The organism is Microvirga brassicacearum (assembly GCF_008757455.1).
Classification (GTDB): domain Bacteria; phylum Pseudomonadota; class Alphaproteobacteria; order Rhizobiales; family Beijerinckiaceae; genus Microvirga; species Microvirga brassicacearum.
In genome coordinates, this window is record NZ_VCMV01000013.1 from 389,773 (window position 1) to 411,709 (window position 21,937).

Genomic DNA, 21,937 nt, shown 5'->3' on the forward strand with positions numbered 1-21,937 from the left:
GATTTCTGTGGATACTTCCGGTGCGCGTTGCGGTGAACTTCTCTCCCAGAGGGGAGATGTTCGCGCCCCGGCGAGACTCCGACGGACGTTGCTTCGGAGTCTCCGGCGGGTCCCAAGAACTCACAGATGAGCGGAAGTGAGCGTAAAGAAAACACTGCAATTGCAGGTGCTTAGGCGTATGGGCGCGGTGGCGTTTTTCTTTGGATCAGACGCTTCGGCGTATCTGGGAAAGCGTCCGCTACTTCGTCCTTCGACAACACCCGCGATAGCAAAACAGGCTTTCGCGAGCACGAAAAAAAACTTTCGTGAGCGCGCAAAAAAACTGTGGGTGACGCCTTCTGAGTGCCGTCCTGGAGGCGAAACCGACGAGAGAATCACTTGCGCGCCGCACCTGCCGTATCGAGAGGTGAGCCACGCTTCGACCCGGAGCGGCACTTCGCGCATCCCTGCCGGCATGCGCGATGTCTTCACGTGGCTCGCCCGACGGGTTAAGCGAGGGTGGTTTCAACGCGCCGGTTCAATCGTGCCGCCTTCCAAGATCCTGACGGTCGTCTTCTGGATGACCGGAGCCCTCTTCGCATTCTCCGCCACCGCCGTTGCGGTGCGTGGTCTGTCGCCCGCCTTTTCGGTTTTTGAAATCCTGTCGATCCGCAACGCGGTGGGACTTGCGATCCTTCTCGCCTTCGCGCTCGTCAAACCTGATCTGCGCCGACAGTTGAAGCCGCGGCGGATGAAGCTGCATCTGCTCCGCAACGTCCTGCATTTCGCCGGTACCGACGGCTGGGCCTACAGCCTCACGCTGCTGCCGCTGGCAACGGTCTTCGCGCTCGAATTCACCTCGCCCGCATGGGTCGCGTTGCTGGCCATTCCGCTTCTGCGAGAGGCACTGACGCGGGGTCGCTTGGTAGCGGTCGTGGCAGGCTTCGCCGGCGTTCTCATCATCCTGCGTCCTGGCGTGGAGACGTTTCAGCCGGCGAGCCTGCTGGTCCTCGCCGTCGCCTTCACGTTCGCGCTCGTGGCGATCGTCACGAAGCGCTTGACCATCACCGAGAGCACGTTCTCGATCATCTTCATGATGAACCTGATCCAACTCCCCCTGAATCTCCTCGGGATCAGCGGAGCATTCTGGGAGAGGGTCGAGCTTTCGCACGCCCTTTCCATCGCAGGCGTCAGTCTCGGTGGCCTGTTGTCTCACTACTGCCTGACCAATGCATATCGTCACGGGGATGCCAGCATGGTGGTGCCGCTGGACTTTCTCCGGGTTCCGTTGATCGCCATTGTCGGCTGGAGGCTTTACGGTGAGGCGCTTGATCCTTACGTGTTCGTCGGGAGCGCCTGCATTGTCGCGGGTCTCGTCTACAGCTTGCGCCGGGAAGCAAAAGTTCCATGACCTGGTCACCTCAACAGGACGCCGCCCTGAAAGCCGTCGCCGATTGGCTTCGAAGCGGCGACAAGCCGCTCTTCCGGCTTTTCGGCTATGCCGGCACGGGCAAGACGACGCTTGCGCGACACCTTGCCGAAGGCGTCGATGGCGATGTGGCGTTCGGTGCCTACACGGGCAAGGCGGCGCTCGTGCTGCGCTCGAAAGGCTGCGCGGACGCATCGACGATCCATTCGATGATTTACCGCTCGCGAGAATCCGACGAAGGCGGCCCGCAATTCGTTCTCAACCGACAAAGTGCTGCCGCGAAGGCGGCCCTGATCATCATCGACGAATGTTCGATGGTGGACGAAGAACTCGGCCGCGATCTGCTGTCGTTCGGCCAACCGGTTCTTGTGCTCGGTGACCCCGCCCAGTTGCCGCCGGTCAAGGGAGGCGGATTCTTTACCGAAGCAGAGCCGGACGTGATGCTCACGGAAGTCCATCGGCAGGCGAGGGACAATCCGATCATCCAGATGTCGCTGACGGTGCGCGAGGGCGGGCGGCTGGAGTTGGGGGCCTACGGCGACAGCAAGGTCATCCGCCGCAGCGAGATCAATTCGGCGATGGTGATGGCGGCAGATCAGGTTCTGGTTGGCCTCAATAAGTCTCGCCGTCTCTACAACACGCGCCTGCGAGAACTGAACGGCTATCGCAACCCGATGCCGGCCGCCGGGGAAAAGCTCGTCTGCCTGCGCAACGACAAGAGCAAGGGTCTGCTCAATGGGGGAACCTGGAGCATTCAAACGCTCCATGGCATTCGAAACGATTTCATCCGCATGGATGTGCTGCCGGACGGGGAGATCAGGGGCAAGTCCGTGGAAGTATCGGTGCACAAGGCGTTCTTTGAAGGAGCTGAAGAAGATGTTCCCTTCGCGATCCGACGGGAATCGGACGAGTTCACCTATGGGTACGCGCTCACCGTTCACAAGGCGCAAGGCTCCCAGTGGGACGACCTAGTCCTTTTTGATGAATCCTATGCATTCCGCGAGCACAGAAGCCGGTGGCTTTATACGGCGCTGACGCGGGCGGCGGAGAAGATCACGGTGGTCATCTAGGCGATTTCCATAGCCGACGCGGCACCTTGACGCCTGCTGGACGTTGACGTCCGAATGCTGCACCCTATTCCTAAGATCACACCTCGTTCCACCAGGACATTCGCCTGCCGGCGGAGGTATGCGTTGAAGGACAGTCTCGACAACGGGTCGCCTGCCGACGAGCCTGCAAGCACCTCGCGCTCGGCGATGGAGAAGCGGATCGTCGAGCTGACGGAAGCCATCGCCGCTCGCGATGCGTTCCTCGCCGTTGCGGCGCATGAATTGCGCAACCCGATGACGCCTATCCTTGCGCAGGTGCAGAGGCTCAACCGGATGTCGGCTTCGGGCAGCGACAGGGCCGAGATCGCGAAGGGGCTCGGCCGGCTGGAGAAGCTCGTCGAGCAATATATTCGTCGCGCGACTGCGTTGCTCGAGGTGTCGCGAATGACGACCGGGAAGCGCTGCCTGACCCCGGAACGTTTCGATCTGGCGGAGCAGGTTCGCGACGCTGTGGAGGCGGTTCGCCCTGCGGCTGACTATGTGGGCTCGACGATCACCGTTCTTGCGCCGGCCCATGTCCCGGTTTTTCTCGACCGGCTGGCAATCGAGCAGATTCTCGACAACCTGATTTCGAACGCGGTGAAATATGGCGCTGGACGCCCCATCACCCTGAGCCTCGAAGTTGCGGCAGACCAGGCAACGATCGCGGTGGAGGACCGCGGAATGGGCATTTCACCGGTCGACCAAGCGCGCATTTTCGACCGCTTCGAGCGAGCTGTTTCGCAAGGATCGGCCATCGGTGGATTCGGCGTTGGCTTGTGGGTGGTGGGGCAATTGACGGAGGCGATGGGCGCGAACATTCAAATCGACAGCCGAGTGGGGCAGGGTACGACTTTCACGGTCAGGCTACCCCTTCAGATAGGAAGATCAAAATGACCAGAGCCAGCATGACCAACAGAGCGAGCGACCGGCCGTGAGCGACGACAGGCGGATCGCCAAGTTGCCAACCGGCATCGCCGGCTTCGATATCATTCTCGAAGGCGGTGTTCTCAGGGGCGGAATCTATATCATCCTGGGCAGTCCCGGGGCCGGCAAGACGATCCTCGGCAACCAGCTTTGTTTCAATCACGCGTCTCGCGGCGGGCGCGCGCTCTACGTGACTCTGCTCGCCGAAACGCACGGGCGCATGCTCGGCCACATCGGCCAACTCGGCTTCTTCGACGAGTCCCTGATCCCGGACGGCGTGTCATATCTGAGCGCCTTCCGTATTCTGGAAACGGAGGGGCTGAAAGGGCTTGCCGACGCACTTCGGCGAGAAATCCGCGCGCGCAAGGTCGATCTGCTGGTCGTCGACGGGCTCATATCGGCGGAGGAGACCGCGGGGACGCCGCGCGAGTTCAAGAAGTTCATTCACGAACTGCAGATCCAGGCCGAACTCGCCGATTGCACCATGATGTTACTCACCAGCGCGGCGGTGGATCAGAACTTCGCGTCGGCCGAGCACACGATGGTCGATGGACTCATCGAGCTTCAAGCTCGCCTCCGCGGGCGGCGATCGGAACGCGAGCTTGTGGTCCACAAGATGCGCGGCAGTGACTTTCTCCGCGGGGTGCACTCGTTTCAAGTCACCGCTGACGGCATTGCGGTTCAGCCGAGGATTGAAGCGCTCCTGAGCGAGCCGAGTCGGCCAATCCTCGTCGACGGGCCCAGGCTTTCGATGGGCGTCGAGATGTTCGACGAGATTCTCGGCGGAGGTCCTTTGCGCCGTTCAACCACTCTCCTCATGGGAGCAGCCGGGACCGGCAAGAGTACGGCCGGGTTGCATTTCCTGGGAGCAGGCAACGATGAGCGCAGCATCTATCTCAGCTTCGACGAAGCCCCGGCGGCCATACGCCTGAAAGCCAGCGTTCTCGGGCTGCCGGTGTCGCGCCTGTTCGACGAGGGGGTCGCGGAGATCGTATGGCGCCCCTCGACGGAAGGCGTGCTCGATGAGGTTTGCGCGGCATTACTCGACCAGGTGCGTTCCGGCAACGTGCAACGCGTCTTCATTGACGGAATCAACGATTTTGTTCAGACGACCGGCGACCAAAGCCGGTTGGCGCAAGTGCTCACAGCGTTGACGAACGAATTCAGGGCGTTGGGCGTAACGACGCTCCTGAGCATCGAACTCGATTTCAACGGCATCGTGCCGGGTCAACCTCTCGCCGGCCTTCCTGTCCTCGGGTTGTCGCCGATGGCCGAGAATATCGTGCTCATGCGGCTTGCCGCTCTCGGCGCGGACGTCCATCGTCTCATTATTCCGCTGAAAGTCCGCGACAGCGCTTTCGAGCTGAAGTTCCGCCGCTACGACATCACCGGACGCGGACTTGAGATCGAATCCGATTCCGTTCAGGCGGATGTCGTTTTGTCGGAATTGGTCCGGCAGACCGGCGTCATACCAGCCCCCTTCGGCTCGCTCGCGGCCGCCCCTTCCGGAGACGAGGCGTGAGAACGATACTCGTTGTCGATGATGAATGGGCGATTGCCGAGGTGCTGGAGGCGCTCCTCAGCGATGAGGGCTACCGCGTCATCATCGCCAACAACGGACGACAGGCCCTTGATCGCATGTCCGAATGGCCACCGGACCTCATCATGCTCGATTTCATGATGCCGATCATGGACGGCAAGGCAACGCTTGCGGCCTTGCAGGAAAACCCACGCACTGCGGAGATTCCCGTCATTCTCATGAGTTCTCTACCGGAGGAGACCATTGCTCAGCGCTGCACCGGCTATTCGGTTTTTCTTCGCAAACCGTTCCGGATCGCGGCTGTGCTCGACGTGATCGAGAAGGCCTTGGTCTAGTTGTCCCGCAACAGAACCTGCCAACCGGAACCTTGGCCGTTGCATCGGCTTTATGCCTTCAGATCACCTTTAAACCGAAGGCAAACATCATGCTCAAATGGGCTCTCATTTTTCTAGTCATCTCAGTTGTCGCCGGGGCGCTCGGGTTCACGGGCGTGGCGTCTGGGGCCAAATCCCTGGCCAAGATCCTGTTCGGGCTGTTCCTTGTCCTGTTCGTCCTTCTCATCCTGCTCGCGTGGGGCGCGGGCGAGATGGCCTTCTGACGACCCGCCGTCGTTCTTCGGACAGGCTCACGCCACACCTATGCGCGCGACGCATGATCCGTCTGCTCTCAGGGCTTTCCCTTCGCTCGGTCAAATCGATATGACGCCTGTTCGAACATATAGTTTTGCCGCCGGTTCCTGAACCTTTGTTTCTCAGAACTGCTGGTGGGCGTCATAATGCGAAAGGTGAACCTCATGAAGCGTCGCGGATTTTTACAGGCGGCCACGCTCGGCGCTGCGGCGGGCGTGGTGGCAAGTCCGGCCATCGCGCAGTCGAATCCGGAGATTCGTTGGCGTTTGACCTCCGGCTTTCCAAAATCCCTCGATACGCTTTTCGGTGGCGGCGAGCTTCTGGCCAAGTACGTGTCCGAGGCGACCGACGGCAAGTTCCAGATCCAGCCGTTTGCCGCAGGTGAGATCGTGGGCACGCCGCAGGCAGCCGATGCGGTCGGCAACGGGACCGTCGAGATGGCCCATACCTGCTCGTATTACTACGTTGGCAAGGACCCCGCATTCGCGATCGGCACCAACCTGCCGTTTGGGATGAACTCGCGCCAGACCAATGCGTGGCTCTATCACGGCAACGGCAACGAATTGCTGAACGAGTTCTATGCCAAGTACAACCTGTTCGCCCTGCCGGCCGGCAACACCGGCGCGCAGATGGGCGGCTGGTTCCGCAAAGAGATCAAGACGGTGCAGGATCTTGCCGGCCTGAAGATGCGGATCGCCGGGCTTGCGGGCCAGATCATGGCAAAACTCGGAGTCGTGCCACAGCAGATCGCCGGCGGCGATCTCTACCCGTCGCTCGAACGCGGCACAATCGACGCCGCCGAGTGGGTCGCGCCGTACGACGATGAGAAGCTCGGGCTCAACAAGGTCGCGCCCTATTACTACTATCCGGGCTTCTGGGAGGGTGGCCCCGCCATCCACTTCTTCATCAACCGCGAAAAGTGGCAGGCACTGCCGAAGGCCTACCAGGCCGCGATCATTGCCGCAGCCGGCTATGCCAACGTGGATACGCAGGCGAAATACGACGCGCGCAACCCGGCAGCGCTGCGCTCCCTCATCGGTGCCGGTGCGCAATTGCGGCCGTTCTCGCAGGAGATCATGGAAGCCTCCTTCAAGGCCGCCAACGAGATCTACGATGAACTCTCCGCCTCGAATCCCAATTTCAAGAAGCTCTATGACAGCTACAAGGCGTTCCGCGGCGAGGAATACCTCTGGTTCCAGGTGGCCGAATACGCCTACGACAACTTCATGATCCGCGCGCGCGCTCGCGGTTGATCGATAGGGGACGAGGTGGGCGCAGATGCGCGCTCACCTCGTTTTGGTTATTGGCTGACATTGGCGGCCGTATCGCCGTTGGCGAGCTTGCTCGCGAAATATCCGACCGTGCGTGAATAGACCTGCGACTTGTTCCATTGGCGCAGCGCCTCGAAATTCTGGCTGCCGGGTTCCCAATCGCCGCCACGCACCCAACCATGCCCTTTGAGATAGTTTGCCGTCGAGGCGAGCACATCGGCCGGGCTGCGCAGGAGATCGGCACGGCCGTCGCCGTCGAAATCGACCGCGTATTTGACATAGGACGATGGCATGAACTGCGTCTGTCCCATTTCACCGGCCCAGGCGCCACGCATGTCGCTGGGTTTCAGATCGCCATGCGCGACGATCCGCAACGCATCGAAGAGATGGGCCTGAAACATCTCCGTTCGGCGGCAATCAAACGCGAGGGTCGCCACCGAACGGATGACCGGCAGGTTGCCCCTCACCGCGCCGTAATCGGTCTCGAGTCCCCAGATTGCAACGAGAACCGGACCCGGAACACCGAATTGCTGTTCGATCCGGGCCAGCGTCGCGGCGTGCTTCTTGAGTTGCGCGGCGCCGATGCGCAGACGGCCGGCCGACACCATCCGGCCCGCGAATTGTTCGAAGCTCTGCTTGAACACGCCTTGGCCACGATCACGTCTCAGGATGCCCTGATCGAAAGTCACCCCCGCCAGCCCCGCATCGACAGCCGCGGGCGAAATTCCTTGGGCAATTGCCTCCGCACGAACGTCGCCAAGCCACTTCTCGAACCCTGCCGGGTCGCGGCAGGTGAGGGCGTGAGCCTGCGACGCAACCAGAAAGCCCGCTAACGCCAATGAAATGCGCAACCGCATGCAATGTCTCCTGAAGTTAACCTCCACGCGAGTTAGGGCCGCGCAGGCACAACTCAAGTGTGGAAGGAGGCAACTTCATGGCGCCAGCGGCGTTTCACCAAAGGTTTGTTGACGATGGGAGTAACGCATGCGGATCAGAATTGAGGCGACCCGCGTGTATATTGCAGCCGGGATCGCAATCCTTGCTTCGGTGCTGGGGCTTCCCGCCGACTCTGCGGTGGCCGCTTTCTCCGACCGGTCGAGACCTGAGGCAACTGCGATCCGCTATCTCCCATCGCTAGGTGAGACCCAGGTCGCCGCCCGCATCGACCAAGCTTTGTGCCTCGCATTTTCGCTGCCGCAGGAATGGCGTCGCGTGCCGGCCGGCAACGGGGCGGCGCTGCACCTCGCTGCAGCGACGGGTGACGGCGCGATTGAAATCGCCTTTCGATCGATGCGCGACCTGATGGAACTGCCGCAGGCGGATCCGATCACGCGCGACGCGGCATTCCTCCAGCGCGATCATGAGGGTGTGTTCGGTCGCCCCGCGCAGGCGAGCAGCCTCGAGAGCGTTCCAGGCGCCACCCGTTGGACCGCCACTTGGATCGACGGCAATCTGCCTTCATCGACGCACATGCTGACCCTCGAAACCTACATCGTGCGCGCGTCTCCTGACTGGATGCTGGAAATTTCCATATCGGATATCGACGACCGCGACACTTACGACACCCTGGTTCAGCGCGTCCTCGCAAACCTCCAGACGGCGGATCCTGCGCGTTGCGGGAGGCCCGGCTGACGTGAGGCGATGGTCGTCAGAGGTGCAAATCCGGCAACGAGGAAACGTCCCTGATGGAACTTGATGGCAAAGTGGCGCTTGTGACCGGCGCGGGATCGGGTCTCGGGAAAGCGGCGGCCCTGACGCTTGCGCGAGCGGGCGCGCGCGTGGGTGTTCTCAGTCGCACGAGGAGCGAGATCGACAGGACCGTGTCTGAGATCACGGAGGCCGGCGGGAACGCGCTTGCGCTGATGGCCGACATTTCCGACGCGAGGCAGACGGAGAGGGCGGTCGCCGCGCTTGTGGGGGAATATGGCCGTCTCGATATTGTTTTTGCCAATGCGGGGATCAACGGCGTCTGGGCTCCGATCGACGATCTCCAGCCCGATGAATGGGACCGCACCATCAACATCAATCTGCGGGGCACCTATCTGACGCTGCATTATGCCGTTCCGCATCTGAAACGGGCGAAGAGCGGTTCCATCATCATCACGTCGTCGATCAACGGCACCCGAACATTCACCAGCGCCGGCGCGACAGCCTATTCGTGCACAAAGGCGGCGCAACTGGCGATGACGCAGATGCTGGCTCTGGAATTGGCGAAGCACCGGATCCGGGTAAATGCCATTTGTCCGGGCATGATCGAAACCAACATTCCGGACAGTACCGAGATGCGGCACAAGAACGAATCCGGCGTCAGGGCCGAATATCCCGACGGCGACATTCCTCTCACAGGCGGGAAGGCCGGCACCAGCGAAGAGGTTGCCGAACTGGTCCTGTTTCTTGCATCCGAGCGTTCGCGGCACATCACCGGAACGCCGGTCTGGATCGATGGCGGGCAATCGCTGCTCGTCTAGAACCCGAGCATTCCGGCGCGGGTAGACCGTCGACACGGATGAAGCGCCCTGCCACCTGGCAGGCTCAGCTGTCCATCTTGAGCGCGGCGATGAAGGCTTCCTGCGGGATGTCGACCTTGCCGAACTGGCGCATCCGCTTCTTGCCCTCTTTCTGCTTGTCGAGCAGCTTGCGCTTGCGCGACGCGTCGCCGCCGTAGCACTTCGCCGTCACATCCTTGCGCAGGGCACGGATGGTTTCGCGGGCGATGATCTTGCCGCCGATGGCTGCCTGAACGGGAATCTGGAACATGTGCGGCGGGATCAGGTCCTTGAGCTTCTCGCACATGGCGCGGCCCCGGCTCTCGGCGCGGCCGCGATGGACCAGCATCGAGAGCGCGTCGACGGGCTCGGCGTTGACCAGAACCGACATCTTCACGAGATCGCCTTCGCGATAATCCGAGATGTGATAATCGAACGAAGCGTAGCCCTTCGAGATCGATTTCAGCCGGTCGTAGAAATCGAACACCACCTCGTTCAGCGGCAGGTCGTAGACCACCATGGCGCGCTTGCCGACGTAGTTGAGGTCGATCTGCACGCCCCGACGGTCCTGACAAAGCTTGAGGACGGCGCCGAGATATTCGTCCGGAGTGAGAATCGTCGCGCGGATCCATGGCTCCTCGATGGTCTCGATCTTCATCACGTCCGGCATGTCGGCCGGGTTGTGCAATTCCTTGATCGAGCCGTCGGTCATCTTCAGGTGATAAACGACGCTCGGCGCCGTCGAGATGAGGTCGAGATTGAATTCGCGCTCCAGGCGCTCCTGAATGATCTCGAGATGGAGCAATCCGAGGAAGCCGCAGCGGAAACCGAAGCCAAGAGCCGCCGAGGTCTCCATCTCGTAGGAGAAGCTCGCGTCGTTGAGGCGGAGCCTGCCCATGGCGCCGCGCAAGTTCTCGAATTCGGCCGCATCGACCGGGAAGAGGCCGCAGAACACGACCGGCTGCACGGGCTTGAAACCCGGCAGCGCGCTCGCCGTTGGCTTGCGATCATCGGTGATGGTATCGCCGACGCGGGTATCGGCCACTTCCTTGATCGAGCCGGTGAAGAACCCGACCTCGCCTGGTCCGAGCTGGCCGATATCGCGCATCTTGGGCGTGAAGACGCCGACCTTGTCGACCCCGTGCGAGGCGTTGGTGCCCATCATCTTGATGGTCATGCCCTTTTTCAGCACGCCGTCGATGACGCGCACCAGCACGACGACGCCGAGATAGGCGTCGTACCAGGAATCGACCAGCAGAGCCTTCAGCGGCGCTGTCTCGTCGCCTTTCGGCGGCGGCAGCTTCTTGACGATGGCTTCCAGCACGGCCTCGATATTGAGGCCGGTCTTGGCCGAAATCGGCACCGCATCGGAGGCGTCGATGCCGATCACCTCCTCGATCTGCTCCTTGATCCGGTCGGGATCGGCGGCCGGAAGGTCGATCTTGTTGAGGACCGGAACAATCTCGTGGTTCGCATCGATGGCCTGATAAACGTTCGCCAAGGTCTGCGCCTCGACGCCCTGTGAGGCATCGACGACCAGAAGGGAGCCCTCGCATGCGGCGAGCGAGCGGGACACCTCGTAGGCGAAGTCCACGTGGCCTGGGGTGTCCATGAGGTTCAGGATGTAGGTCTTGCCGTCTTCGGCGAGATACTCGAGGCGAACAGTCTGGGCCTTGATGGTGATACCGCGCTCGCGCTCGATATCCATGCTGTCGAGCACCTGCTCGGTCATCTCGCGCGCCGAAAGGGTCCCGGTCGTCTGGATCAGCCGGTCGGCCAGCGTCGATTTCCCGTGATCGATATGGGCGACGATGGAAAAATTGCGAATGTTGTCAAAGGTGCGCGTGGTCATTCAAAAACTCGACGGGTGTGAAACCCTGTTGTGGCGGCAATAGCAGTCCAGCCCGACAATGCCAAGGGAAGGTGGTGTCGCGCGGGAAGACGGCGGCTCAGTGCTCTGTAATCGCTGTTTTGGTCCAAGAAGGGCGGCCTCAAGGCAACGCTTTGGAGCGCTGAAGCGTTGTTCGGCAGTTGCCGGCCGGGCCAACAGGATCCCTTGCCCCGGCGAGCGGGCAACGTCCCCCACCACCTTAGGAGAACTCCCATGGCCAAGGTCCGCGCCCTCGTGCAGCGCAAGAAAGTCAGCCCCCTTGATACCCCAACGGACCTGAAGCCGGAAGGCATCGCGGCGATTTCCCAGGCGCTCAACGTGTTGTTGGCCGATACGTTCGCGCTCTATCTCAAGACGAAAAATTTTCATTGGCATGTGAGCGGTCCGCATTTTCGCGACTACCACCTGCTGCTCGACGAGCAGGCGGCTCAGATCTATGCCACCACCGACGATATCGCCGAGCGCGTGCGCAAGATCGGCGGAATGACGCTGCGCTCGATCGGCCAGATCGCGTCGCTCCAGCGGGTCAAGGACAACAACGCCGATTTCGTGCCGCCGCTCGACATGCTGCGCGAGCTCATGGGCGACAACAAGACGTTCGCGGCTAACCTGCGGGAAGCTCATGAACTCTGCGACAAGCACGAGGACGTCGCTACCGCGAGCCTCATCGAAAACTGGATTGACGAAACCGAGCGCCGTACATGGTTCCTCTTCGAGGCGAGCCGGGGCGCCGACCGAAGCGGGCACTGATCGCCAGAGGCGTCAGCGGTTCTGGTCGAGAATCCGTGAGATCACCCTCGCGGTGTAATCCACCATCGGGACGATGCGGGCGTAGTTGAGCCGGGTCGGCCCGATCACGCCGAGCACTCCGACGATCTTCTGACTGGCGTCGCGAAACGGCGCCGCGATCATCGAGGAGCCGGAAAGCGAAAACAGCTTGTTCTCCGATCCGATGAAGATTCGCACGCCCTCGCCGCTTTCGGCGCGGGTGAGAAGGTCGATCACATCCGTCTGCGTTTCGAGATCGGCGAATAACAGACGGACCCGCTCGAGATCCTCCGCGGCCTTGAGATCATCAAGAAGGTTGGCCTGACCCCGAATGATAAGCTGGCGACTATCGGCCGAGCCGACCGTCGTCGCGAGTCCCGCCTCGACGAGCCGCGCCGTCAGGGTGTCAAGCTGCTGCTCCATGTCTTCGCGGCCCTTGGCGACCTCCTGTTTGAGATCGGTCAGGGTCTTGCCGCGGATATGGGCGTTGAGGAAATTCCCCGCCTCAACCAGTGCCCCGGCGGGCAATCCGGCAGGCAGATCGAGCACCCGGTTCTCGACCGAGCCGTCCTCGCCCACGAGAACCACCAGAGCGCGCGCGGGATCGAGCCGGACGAACTCGATGTGCTTGAGGCTCGGGTTGGATTTGGACGTGACGACGACGCCCGCTCCTCGGGACACGCCCGACAGAAGCGTCGAGGCTTCGGCCAGGGCGGTCTCCAGCGTGTGCCCTGACGCCGCGGCTTTCATCTGCGCCTCGATGCGCGCACCTTCCTCCCGCCCGACGTCGCCGATCTCCATCATCGCATCGACGAAAAAGCGAAGCCCGCTTTCCGTCGGCAGGCGGCCGGCGCTGGTATGCGGCGCGAAAATAAGGCCGGCCGTTTCCAGATCGGACATCACGTTGCGGATCGACGCCGGTGACAGCGCCATCGGCAGGATGCGCGCGAGGTTGCGCGAGCCCACCGGCTCGCCGGTCGCAAGATAGCTTTCGACGATCTGGCGAAAGATCTCGCGAGACCGGTCGTTCAGCTCCGCGATGGCGCGGATGTCGGATTGGCTGGAAAAATGACCCGGTCTGTGCATTCGACTGTAATTCGACCCTCGCGAGCCATTGAGGAAACTGAGTTATATGTGCTGGCGCGGCGCCGATAAGGCAAGCCTGCGCTTGCAGCACCTCACCGCACCTTCTAAGACGCTCCACCAGACCTGGACCTTAGGAGGCCTCGACATGCGCCCATCCAACCGCGCCCTCAACGAGCTGCGCCCGATCACGCTCGAGCGCAGCGTTGCGCGCTATGCGGAAGGGTCGTGCCTCGTGTCCTTCGGCAATACGCGCGTGCTCTGCACCGCTTCGCTGGAGGAGAAAGGTCCCCCGTGGCTGCGCGGGACCGGCAAGGGGTGGGTGACGGCCGAATATTCCATGCTGCCGCGCGCCACCCACGAGCGCACCCGACGCGAGGTCAATTCAGGCAAGCCGTCCGGCCGCACCCAGGAAATTCAGCGCTTGATCGGACGCTCCCTCCGCGCCGTGGTGAACCTGCCGGCAATCGGCGAGCGGCAGATCGTGCTCGATTGCGACGTGATCCAGGCCGATGGCGGCACGCGCACGGCGTCGATCACGGGTGCGTGGGTCGCGCTTCATGAATGTTTCACCTGGATGCAGAGCCGCTCGATCATCTCCATCAATCCGCTTCGCGAACCGGTGGCGGCGATCTCCTGCGGCATCTATCAGGGCAAGCCGGTCCTCGATCTTGACTATGCGGAGGATTCGACCGCGGAGACGGACGCGAATTTCGTCATCACCGGCTCCGGCGGCATCGTCGAGGTGCAGGGCACCGCGGAAGGCAAGCCGTTTTCGGAGGAGGAATTCCTGAGTCTCCTGCGCCTTGCGAAGGACGGGGTGGCGCAACTCGTTGACTTGCAAAAGAAAACTGTCGCCTGAGGAGTTCCCCATGCACCGCCCGCTCACCGGCAAGGTCGTCATCGCCACGCATAATGCAGGCAAGCTGCGCGAAATGCGTGAACTGCTGGCCCCGTTCGGCGTCGAGGCGGTGTCGGCGGGCGAGCTCGATTTGCCGGTTCCAGACGAGACCGGGCACATGTTCGCCGAGAATGCGGCCGTCAAGGCGCATGCGGCAGCCAGAGCCACGGGCCTTCCGGCGATTTCGGACGATTCAGGGCTTTGCGTCGATGCGCTCGACGGGGCGCCGGGGCTTTTCACGGCCGATTGGGCCGGTCCCGAAAAGGATTTTCCGGCCGCCATGGCACGGGTCGAGCGCGAATTGCACAAGCGCGACGCGAGCCCGGAGGGCAATCGCCGGGCACATTTCGTGTCGGCGCTGATCGTCGCCTGGCCCGACGGGCACGAGGAATTGTTCGAGGGTCGGGTTTTCGGGGACGTGGTCTGGCCGCCGCGGGGCGAGGAGGGTTTCGGCTACGACCCGATGTTCCAGCCGGACGGGTTCAATCGTACCTTCGGCGAGCTCAGCTCGGGCGAGAAACACGGCATTGACTGGTCCGGGAGCCAGCCGGAGGCCCTGTCGCATCGCGCGCGGGCGTTCCTGAAGCTCGCAGCCGGCTGCCTGCGCCGGGCTTGAAGAGCCGGTGCCCATTCTCACCTCTCCCTGAGGGAGAGGTCGGACCGAAGGTCCGGGTGAGGGTGCTGCACGCTATCCGATAACGACCAAACCCCTCGCCCTCGCTTCGCTCGACCTCTCCCTACTGGAGAGAGGTAAGGATCGGCGTTCATCCTTCGCCGCTCCCAGGGGAGAGGTAACAGCCCGAATGGAAAAGGGGCGCCGAAGCGCCCCATTCCGCTCATTCAGATGTCGGTCGTGCCGTTCTGTTCGGAGCGGCGCTTGGCCATGAAGGCATCGAATTCTTCCCGATCCTTGGCCCGCTTCAACTCCTCGACGAAGCCGCGGAAGGCGCGCGCCTCCTCATCGAGCTTCCGGCGCTCTTCCTCGAGGCGCGCCAATTCGCTGCGGCGATAATCCTCGAAGGCAGCGTTCCCGGTACCGGACGTGAAGCCGCCGGCGGGAGCACAACGCGAGGCGAAAAAGTCGCCTGCGCCGCCGAGATTGTTCTGAAGGAAGGCTTTCGCCTCGTCGAATTTTGGATATCCCATGATTTTCCAGACCAAATAGGCCAGCGCGAGCGGCCAGAACCAAATGAACGCCAGGACAATGCCGGCGATTTCCAGAGCCCGCCGGGGCGGTTTCCCGCACCGCGAGTGAGCGCCTGTATTCCAGGCGGTAGAGGCAGAATCAGACATCTCGGCTCCCGCATGTTAATGATAACAACATTTACATGCGGATCGATTCCGGCGCTTTCAAGAGTGGGCCCATCTATTTTTGGAGAGCGAGGCAAAGATTTTTGTGGCCCGCGCGCGACGGGCACGGCCTATCGGTGAGGATCGGGGGTGGCTGACGTGGCGCCCTGCCGCCGCGCGCCTTCCACCAGGGCCAGAACTCCTGCGCGCAGGAGTTCGTACTTGTCGGGGAGCCCGGGACCTTTGGGAAGCTGACCGGCGGCCGCCAGCGTCGCGATTCCATGCGAAAGCGCCCACACCTCGATGGCGATGAAGCGCACATCGACGCTGGTGAAGCCTTCGGGGAAGGTGTCCGACAACGCCTTCACGAGGAAATCGAATGCGTTGCCCGACGAAGGGGTTTTGGCACCGTCCCCAACGTCGCATTTATTGCCTGCCGGAGCGGGTTCGTTGTTCTGCGGCGCGAACATCGCCCCATAGAAGCCGGGCTCCTGCTCGGCAAAGGCGAGATAGACCTCGCCCATGCGGGTAAAGCGCTCGAGCGGCGTACCCTCGCTCTGGAGGGCGCGTCCAAGCCGCTCGGCGAGTTGCGTGAAGCCGCGGAAGGCGACTTCCGCCACGAGGGCCTCGCGGCCGCGAAAGTGGCGGTAGAGGGCGGCCGGGGTGACGCCCACGAGTTTGGCCGCATCCGCCAGGGTGAACCCGCCAAGACCCCGCTCGGCAATGAAGCGCTGCGCCGCCTCGATCAGCGCCTCCTTCAGATTGCCGTGGTGGTAACCCTGCCTGTCGAACGGGGCGCGCCAGTGACGCATGATGCTTGCTTTCCTGTCTTCTACCGTTCCCGGATCCTAAGGCTTGCCGGCGGCCGAGGCTAGGCATTGGCCCTTCATGGTGAACCACCGCGGGCCACCGATGGTTCACCTGCGGTGGCTTCACGATGCTGCGGCAATGGGCAGACGCTGCGATGCGTGACGCATCGCCGGGAACCTGCCATAAGCGCCGCATGATCGATCATCCGACCCGCGATGCCGGCTTTGGTGTCTATGTGCACTGGCCCTTCTGCGCGTCCAAATGCCCTTATTGCGACTTCAACAGCCATGTCCGCCACCAGCCGGTGGATCAGGAGCGCTATCTTGCGGCCTTCCGCCGGGAGATCGCCCACAATGCCGCACGGATTCCCGGACGGACGGTCACGAGCATCTTTTTCGGCGGCGGCACGCCCTCACTCATGAAACCCGAAACCGTGGGAGCGATCCTCGATGCCATCGGCGGCGCGTGGAGCGTCGATTCGGGAGCGGAAATCACCCTTGAGGCCAATCCCACCAGCGTCGAGGCGGAGCGCTTTCGCGGCTACCGCACGGCCGGGATCAACCGGGTGTCGCTCGGCGTCCAGGCGCTCAACGATCCCGATTTGCGCCGGCTCGGACGCATGCATTCGGTCGACGAAGCACTGGCTGCCGTGAAGATCGCCGCCTCGATCTTCGATCGCTATTCGTTCGACCTGATCTATTCGCGACCGGATCAGACCCCGCAGGCTTGGCGGGAGGAGCTTGAGCGCGCGATCAGCCATGCGGTCGAGCACCTTTCGCTGTACCAGCTCACGATCGAGCCGGGCACGTGGTTTGAAAAACTGCACCGCGTCGGCAAGCTCACCGTGCCGGACGACGAGGCATCTCGCGTGTTGTTCGATCTCACGCAGGAACTCTGCGAGGCGAGGGGATTGCCCGCCTACGAGGTCTCGAACCACGCAAGGCCGGGCGCGGAATCACGGCACAACCTGGTCTATTGGCGCTACGGCGAATATGCGGGCATCGGGCCCGGGGCGCACGGACGCCTCGTCACCGGAAATGCCCGTCTCGCCACCGCCGCCGAAAAGCACCCCGAGACCTGGCTCGAGCGTGTCGAGCGTGACGGCCATGGTGTCATCGACGAGGAGGTGCTCACCTCGGAGGCAGAAGGGGACGAGTTCCTGCTGATGGGCTTGCGTCTGAAAGAGGGCATCGACCCGCGCCGTTATACGCAGTTCACCGGGCGTACGCTCAACGAGAAACGGATCGGGACACTGGAAGAGCACGGCCTCATCACGCGCCGGGCCGATTCACGTCTCACGGTCACGCGGCAAGGTTTTCCGGTGCTGAATTCCGTGATCGCGGAGCTTGCCGCCTAGCGGTTGAGTCTCGACTCGATCGCATCCCACAGCGTCACGGTGATGTCGGGTCCGCCCAGACGCTTGATGACACGCAGGCCCGTCGGAGAGGTCACGTTGATCTCCGTCAGATTGCCGTCGATCACGTCGATGCCGACGAAGATCTGGCCCATTTCCTTGAGTTTCGGCCCGATGGTCTCGCAGATTTCGATCTCGCGCGGCGTGAGATCGGTCGGCTTCGCGGCGCCACCACGCACCATGTTGGAGCGGATGTCGTTCAGGGCCGGAACCCGGTTGATCGCGCCGGCGGCTTCACCGTCGATGAGGATGATGCGCTTGTCGCCCTCGGTGATCTTCGGCAGGAACCGCTGGATCACCCACGGTTCGCGGAATGTGACGGCGAAGAGATCGAAAAGCGAGCCGAAATTGGGATCCTCGCGCGACACCTTGAACACCGCAGCACCACCGTTGCCGTAGAGCGGCTTCATCACAACGTCGCCATGCTCGCGGCGGAATTCCTCGATCTCGCCCTTGTCCCGCGAAATCAGAGTCGGGGGCATCAGATGCGGATATTCCAGCACGAAGAGCTTTTCGGGCGCGTTGCGCACATGGGTCGGATCGTTGACCACCAGCGTCTTGGGATGGATGCGGTCGAGCATGTGCGTGGTCGTGATGTACGCCATGTCGAAAGGCGGGTCCTGCCGCAGCAGAACCACGTCCACGGTCGAGAGATCGACCCGCTGCGCTTCGCCCATCGTCACATGATCGCCGTCAATGTCGCGAACCTCGATGGGCTCTGCCATTGCAGTGACGGTGCTGTCGCGCATGGACAGACGATCCGGCGTATAATGCAGGAGTTGATATCCGCGCCGTTGGGCCTCCAGCAGCATCGCAAACGTCGAGTCGCCCGTGATCTTGATGCGCTGGATAGGGTCCATCTGGACCGCAACGGTGAGGGTCATGCGTCGTCTCTCCAATATAGGCGGGTTATCAAGCCGAAATGCCAGAATAGCAACCGGTCCAAATCGGGACCATGCCGGGGTGTCGTCTCCTCCGCGCCCTTGCAGCCCAGCTTGAGGCAATCCATTTGACCCTCATGTCCAGCCAAGCCCTTCTTCTCGTCAACACCAAAAGCCGGAGCGGCGCCGCGGGCTGCGAGGCAGCCAAGCAGAGCCTTCTGGCCAACGGAGTGACGCCCGTCCACGTGGAATGCGAACGGCGCGAGGAGTTGTCGCCACTCATCGTGGCCCATGCGGACAAGGTCGATCTGGTCGTGGTCGGCGGCGGAGACGGCACGATCAATGCGGCGGCGTTCGGCATCATCGAAACAGGTCTGCCGCTTGGTATTTTGCCGATGGGAACGGCGAACGACCTTGCGCGCACGCTGAATATCCCGCCTGACATCGCGCAGGCGGCGCGCATCATCGCCTCCGGGCGAACACGTAAGATCGATCTCGGGCTGGTGAACGGGGAGCCGTTCTTCAATGTCGCCAGCATCGGCCTATCCGCTGATCTGGCGCGGCAACTGACCCGGGAGATCAAGCGGCGCTTCGGCCGTCTCGCCTATGCTTTTACCGCCCTGAACGTGCTGTCGCAGGCGCGCCCGTTCCGTGCCACCATCGTCAGTGAGGACGGGGCCGTGCGCGTCAGGACGCTGCAGATCGCCGTCGGCAACGGACGTTATTACGGCGGCGGCAATGCGGTCGAGAAGGATGCGGCGATCGACGACGAGCATCTCGACCTCTACAGCCTTGAATTGCGGCGCGCGTGGAAGCTCGCCCTGATGGCGCGCTCGTTTCGCTATGGCGAACATGGGGCGTGGGATGAGGTGCGCGCCATCCGCGCGAAGGAATTCGAAATCCGCACCAGGCGGCCTCGCTCCGTGAACGCGGATGGCGAAATCGTCACTAAGACACCGGCGCATTTCTCGATCCGCCCCGCTGCCGTGCGGGTCTTTGCGCCATAGGTTCGGCCGCACACGGCCGAGCCTCAGCGGCGGCGACCCCGGCGGACGGCATCTTCGACGCTGCCCTGTAGCAGGCCGATATCGACGAGGGTCCGATCGTCGAGCGAATTGACGTGGCGGATCGCCCGCCGCATCCGGATCTCATACGCGACCGCGCCGAACAGCCGGCGAAGGACGGATGCCTTTGGGGCTGGCTTGTCGAGGGTCCAGGCTGGCGTGACGGACATGAAAGACATGGTGATCTCCTTCTGTTGATGAGAGGAGAATGGCGTCAGGCCTTGCATAAGTGAAACGAATGTTCATTATATCGAAAATAACGAACCTTTATTGAGATCCCGATGAGCCGAAATATTGATATCGCTCTCCTGCGCGCCTTCGTGGCGGTGGTGGATTCCGGCGGCATGACGGCGGCGGGAAGCCGCCTCAATCTCACTCAGGCCGCCATCAGCCAGCAGCTCAAGCGGCTCGAGGAGACGCTGGGGCATGAACTCGTGACGCGCGAGCGTCGCTCGATGCGGCTGACCGCGGCCGGGGAGCGGCTGTTCGGGCGGGCGAAACGTATGCTCGCCCTGAATGACGACATCTGGTGCGAGATGACGACGCCGCTCTACGAGGGTGAGATCCGCCTCGGTATTCCGGCCGATATCGTCAACACCTACCTGCCGACCTTCCTGAAGAATTTCGCCCAGACCTATCCGAAGGTTCAGGTCAGCCTAGTGTGCACGTCGAGCGCGGAGCTGCGGGACCATCTGCAGGCGGGCCGCGTCGATCTCATTCTCACCACCGAGCAGGCATGCGGCCCCGGCGGCGAGACGCTTGCCATCGACCGACTTGTCTGGGTGGGCGCACGCGGCGGCGAGGCTGCCTTCCAGCGCCCGCTCCCGGTTTCCATCGGCTGCAGCGATTGCGCCTTCCGGGCGCCGATCCGCGAGGTGTTGCAGGAGGCCGGTATCGAATGGCGCTCGGTATCCGAGATCACCAATGCGGATGCGCAGGTGGCCACCACCGCGGCCGACATCGCCGTCACGGCCTTCATGGCGGCAACAGTGCCGAGCACCCTGGAAATCCTCGGCCCCGAATCCGGTCTGCCCAAGCTGCCGCCGTTCTCGGTCAACCTTTACCTGCCCAGGGACGGTGGCACCGAGATCGCGCAAGAGCTGGCGCGGTATATCCGCGATGCCATCGTGGCGCGCCACCGGCTCGCGGCTTAGAACCTGAATCCGGCCCTAGTCGATCTCCAACTCGAACGCCGCGACGAGATGACGGGGCCAGCGGCCATTCGCGAGGAATACCGCGTCCGCGCGCCATGTCTTCGAGGTGGCCCATGCGTTTCGCGACAACCACGCCCGCGCCGCGCGGGAAAAGCGACGCCGCTTCGTCGCCGTGATGGCAATGAGCGCATCATCCATCAATCCGCGCGCCTTCACCTCGATGAACGCGATGGTGCCGCCGCGCGCGACGATGAGATCGATCTCGCCGCCGGCCGCCGAATAGCGCCGCGCCAGCGGGCGGTAGCCCTTGCAAACGAGAAACAGGAGGGCGATCCACTCGGCGCGGTGTCCACGCAGAAATGTGGTGCGACGGCGCTCGGTCGCGCTTTTCATGCGTCCTTCTTCGCCAGCACGAGGGCGCGGGCGTAGATTTCGCGCTTCGGCATGTCGAGTTCATCGGCGACGATGGCGGCCGCGTCCTTGATCGAATGATTCTTGAGCGCTGCCTCAAGCTTGCTGTCGAGCGCCGCATCCACCTCGACCGCCTGCATCGCCTTCGTGGCCTCGCCGATCAGCACGACGATCTCGCCCTTCGGCGGTCCTTCGGCGGCAAATGTGGCGGCAAGCTCCGGCAGGCTGCCACGACGAATGGTCTCAAACATCTTGGTCAATTCGCGCGCCACCACCGCCTGGCGATCTCCCAGCACCGCCGCCGCGTCGGCCAGCATTTCCGGAAGCCGGTGCGGACCCTCGAACAGCATGAGGGTGCCGGGGATGGTGCCGATCTCGGCCAGGCGGGCGCGTCTGGCGGCGCTTTTGGGCGGCAAAAAGCCTTCGAAGAAAAACCGATCCGTCGGCAGGCCCGAGACCACGAGCGCCGTCAGCACGGCGGATGGGCCCGGAATCGGCGTTACCGGCAAGCCCTCTTCGATCGCGGCCTGAACCAGCTTGTAGCCAGGATCCGAGACGAGCGGCGTGCCCGCATCGGATACCAGCGCCAGCGCCTGTCCCTCGCGGATGCGATGCATCATGCGGTCGCGAACCGCATCGTTCGAGTGTTCATGATAGGCCACCAGCGGCGTCGTGATGCCGTAATGGGCGAGCAGGGTTTTCGTCACCCGCGTATCTTCCGCCAGCACCGCATCCGCGGCTGCAAGCGTGCTCAGGCCGCGAAACGACACGTCCTTCAGATTGCCGATAGGCGTTGCCACTACGTAAAGCCCCGGCGGGAGCGGCTGCGTCTCGGCGGCGAGGCCGAAGGCCGTAAAGGTCGTGTTGCGGGCGGACGGCTCGCGACGGCGGGTCCGGTTGTCGATTCTCTGTGTCATCGGG

At 62.8% G+C, this 21,937-nt stretch carries 24 protein-coding genes; 15 read left to right on the forward strand and 9 right to left on the reverse strand.

The window, feature by feature from the left end; genetic code table 11:
• Positions 1-523 precede the first annotated feature (523 nt).
• From FEZ63_RS09365 to FEZ63_RS09395, 7 genes are all read left to right on the forward strand, one after another.
• The gene (locus FEZ63_RS09365; RefSeq protein ID WP_150943614.1) at positions 524-1,390 is read left to right on the forward strand and encodes a DMT family transporter; all 867 of its coding nucleotides are present in this window, start codon (positions 524-526) and stop codon (positions 1,388-1,390) included.
• Complete coding sequence (locus tag FEZ63_RS09370) at positions 1,387-2,478, forward strand: ATP-dependent DNA helicase (RefSeq protein ID WP_150943616.1); 1,092 nt, start codon at positions 1,387-1,389, stop codon at positions 2,476-2,478. Before FEZ63_RS09365 ends, FEZ63_RS09370 begins: the two co-directional genes overlap by 4 nt.
• A gap of 123 nt (positions 2,479-2,601) precedes the next feature.
• Entirely contained in the window at positions 2,602-3,393 is a 792-nt protein-coding gene (locus FEZ63_RS09375; RefSeq protein WP_201274125.1) for a sensor histidine kinase, read from the forward strand.
• 37 nt (positions 3,394-3,430) lie between these two features.
• Positions 3,431-4,945, forward strand: coding sequence for an RAD55 family ATPase (locus tag FEZ63_RS09380; RefSeq protein WP_150943617.1), 1,515 nt, complete (start codon positions 3,431-3,433; stop codon positions 4,943-4,945).
• The gene (locus tag FEZ63_RS09385) at positions 4,942-5,298 is read left to right on the forward strand and encodes a response regulator (protein WP_150943619.1); all 357 of its coding nucleotides are present in this window, start codon (positions 4,942-4,944) and stop codon (positions 5,296-5,298) included. Before FEZ63_RS09380 ends, FEZ63_RS09385 begins: the two co-directional genes overlap by 4 nt.
• Before the next feature lie 89 nt (positions 5,299-5,387).
• A complete protein-coding gene (locus FEZ63_RS09390; RefSeq protein ID WP_150943621.1) occupies positions 5,388-5,561 on the forward strand; it encodes a DUF1328 domain-containing protein in 174 nt (57 codons plus the stop codon).
• 195 nt (positions 5,562-5,756) lie between these two features.
• A complete protein-coding gene (locus tag FEZ63_RS09395; RefSeq protein ID WP_150943623.1) occupies positions 5,757-6,845 on the forward strand; it encodes a TRAP transporter substrate-binding protein in 1,089 nt (362 codons plus the stop codon).
• A 47-nt stretch (positions 6,846-6,892) separates the two neighbouring features.
• Here FEZ63_RS09395 and FEZ63_RS09400 read toward each other — a convergent pair whose 3' ends face one another.
• The gene (locus FEZ63_RS09400; protein ID WP_150943625.1) at positions 6,893-7,720 is read right to left on the reverse strand and encodes a lytic murein transglycosylase; all 828 of its coding nucleotides are present in this window, start codon (positions 7,718-7,720) and stop codon (positions 6,893-6,895) included.
• 127 nt (positions 7,721-7,847) lie between these two features.
• Between FEZ63_RS09400 and FEZ63_RS09405 the strand changes: the two genes are divergently transcribed.
• Together FEZ63_RS09405 and FEZ63_RS09410 are read left to right on the forward strand one after the other, a co-directional pair.
• Entirely contained in the window at positions 7,848-8,495 is a 648-nt protein-coding gene (locus FEZ63_RS09405) for a hypothetical protein (protein ID WP_150943627.1), read from the forward strand.
• Between the two features lie 53 nt (positions 8,496-8,548).
• A complete protein-coding gene (locus FEZ63_RS09410) occupies positions 8,549-9,331 on the forward strand; it encodes an SDR family oxidoreductase (protein WP_150943629.1) in 783 nt (260 codons plus the stop codon).
• A gap of 64 nt (positions 9,332-9,395) precedes the next feature.
• Here FEZ63_RS09410 and lepA read toward each other — a convergent pair whose 3' ends face one another.
• Positions 9,396-11,201: a translation elongation factor 4 gene (lepA, locus tag FEZ63_RS09415; protein WP_150943631.1), complete on the reverse strand. Its 1,806-nt coding sequence runs from the start codon at positions 11,199-11,201 to the stop codon at positions 9,396-9,398.
• 252 nt (positions 11,202-11,453) lie between these two features.
• Here lepA and FEZ63_RS09420 point away from each other — a divergent pair, with 252 nt between their 5' ends.
• Positions 11,454-11,990 carry a Dps family protein gene (locus tag FEZ63_RS09420; RefSeq protein ID WP_150943634.1) on the forward strand — a complete coding sequence of 179 codons (537 nt, stop codon included), beginning with the start codon at positions 11,454-11,456 and terminating at the stop codon, positions 11,988-11,990.
• 12 nt (positions 11,991-12,002) lie between these two features.
• On the opposite strand, the gene hrcA is transcribed toward FEZ63_RS09420, so the two are convergent.
• The gene (gene hrcA / locus FEZ63_RS09425) at positions 12,003-13,094 is read right to left on the reverse strand and encodes a heat-inducible transcriptional repressor HrcA (RefSeq protein ID WP_150943636.1); all 1,092 of its coding nucleotides are present in this window, start codon (positions 13,092-13,094) and stop codon (positions 12,003-12,005) included.
• A gap of 145 nt (positions 13,095-13,239) precedes the next feature.
• Here hrcA and rph point away from each other — a divergent pair, with 145 nt between their 5' ends.
• Together rph and FEZ63_RS09435 are read left to right on the forward strand one after the other, a co-directional pair.
• Positions 13,240-13,953, forward strand: coding sequence for a ribonuclease PH (gene rph, locus FEZ63_RS09430; RefSeq protein ID WP_150943638.1), 714 nt, complete (start codon positions 13,240-13,242; stop codon positions 13,951-13,953).
• Between the two features lie 10 nt (positions 13,954-13,963).
• The gene (locus FEZ63_RS09435; RefSeq protein ID WP_150943639.1) at positions 13,964-14,608 is read left to right on the forward strand and encodes a non-canonical purine NTP pyrophosphatase; all 645 of its coding nucleotides are present in this window, start codon (positions 13,964-13,966) and stop codon (positions 14,606-14,608) included.
• A gap of 224 nt (positions 14,609-14,832) precedes the next feature.
• On the opposite strand, the gene FEZ63_RS09440 is transcribed toward FEZ63_RS09435, so the two are convergent.
• Entirely contained in the window at positions 14,833-15,285 is a 453-nt protein-coding gene (locus tag FEZ63_RS09440) for a DUF2852 domain-containing protein (protein WP_150943642.1), read from the reverse strand.
• Positions 15,286-15,413: 128 nt separating this feature from the next.
• Positions 15,414-16,094, reverse strand: coding sequence for a TetR/AcrR family transcriptional regulator (locus FEZ63_RS09445; RefSeq protein ID WP_150943644.1), 681 nt, complete (start codon positions 16,092-16,094; stop codon positions 15,414-15,416).
• Between the two features lie 152 nt (positions 16,095-16,246).
• Here FEZ63_RS09445 and hemW point away from each other — a divergent pair, with 152 nt between their 5' ends.
• Positions 16,247-17,449, forward strand: coding sequence for a radical SAM family heme chaperone HemW (gene hemW, locus FEZ63_RS09450; protein WP_244622719.1), 1,203 nt, complete (start codon positions 16,247-16,249; stop codon positions 17,447-17,449).
• On the opposite strand, the gene gshB is transcribed toward hemW, so the two are convergent.
• Positions 17,446-18,390 (reverse strand): glutathione synthase, encoded by a 945-nt coding sequence (gshB, locus tag FEZ63_RS09455; protein ID WP_150943646.1) that lies wholly within the window; start codon positions 18,388-18,390, stop codon positions 17,446-17,448. The two genes, hemW and gshB, sit on opposite strands and share 4 nt — an antisense overlap.
• 134 nt (positions 18,391-18,524) lie before the next feature.
• Here gshB and FEZ63_RS09460 point away from each other — a divergent pair, with 134 nt between their 5' ends.
• Entirely contained in the window at positions 18,525-19,394 is an 870-nt protein-coding gene (locus FEZ63_RS09460; protein ID WP_150943648.1) for a lipid kinase, read from the forward strand.
• Positions 19,395-19,417: 23 nt separating this feature from the next.
• Here FEZ63_RS09460 and FEZ63_RS09465 read toward each other — a convergent pair whose 3' ends face one another.
• Positions 19,418-19,630, reverse strand: coding sequence for a DUF1127 domain-containing protein (locus tag FEZ63_RS09465; RefSeq protein ID WP_162419718.1), 213 nt, complete (start codon positions 19,628-19,630; stop codon positions 19,418-19,420).
• Positions 19,631-19,732: 102 nt separating this feature from the next.
• Here FEZ63_RS09465 and FEZ63_RS09470 point away from each other — a divergent pair, with 102 nt between their 5' ends.
• Positions 19,733-20,605 (forward strand): LysR family transcriptional regulator, encoded by an 873-nt coding sequence (locus FEZ63_RS09470; RefSeq protein ID WP_150943652.1) that lies wholly within the window; start codon positions 19,733-19,735, stop codon positions 20,603-20,605.
• A 15-nt stretch (positions 20,606-20,620) separates the two neighbouring features.
• On the opposite strand, the gene FEZ63_RS09475 is transcribed toward FEZ63_RS09470, so the two are convergent.
• Both FEZ63_RS09475 and rsmI read right to left on the reverse strand, forming a co-directional pair.
• A complete protein-coding gene (locus tag FEZ63_RS09475; RefSeq protein ID WP_150943655.1) occupies positions 20,621-20,998 on the reverse strand; it encodes a YraN family protein in 378 nt (125 codons plus the stop codon).
• Entirely contained in the window at positions 20,995-21,933 is a 939-nt protein-coding gene (rsmI, locus tag FEZ63_RS09480) for a 16S rRNA (cytidine(1402)-2'-O)-methyltransferase (protein ID WP_150943657.1), read from the reverse strand. The genes FEZ63_RS09475 and rsmI overlap by 4 nt, the downstream gene beginning before the upstream one ends.
• Between the last annotated feature and the right edge of the window lie 4 nt (positions 21,934-21,937).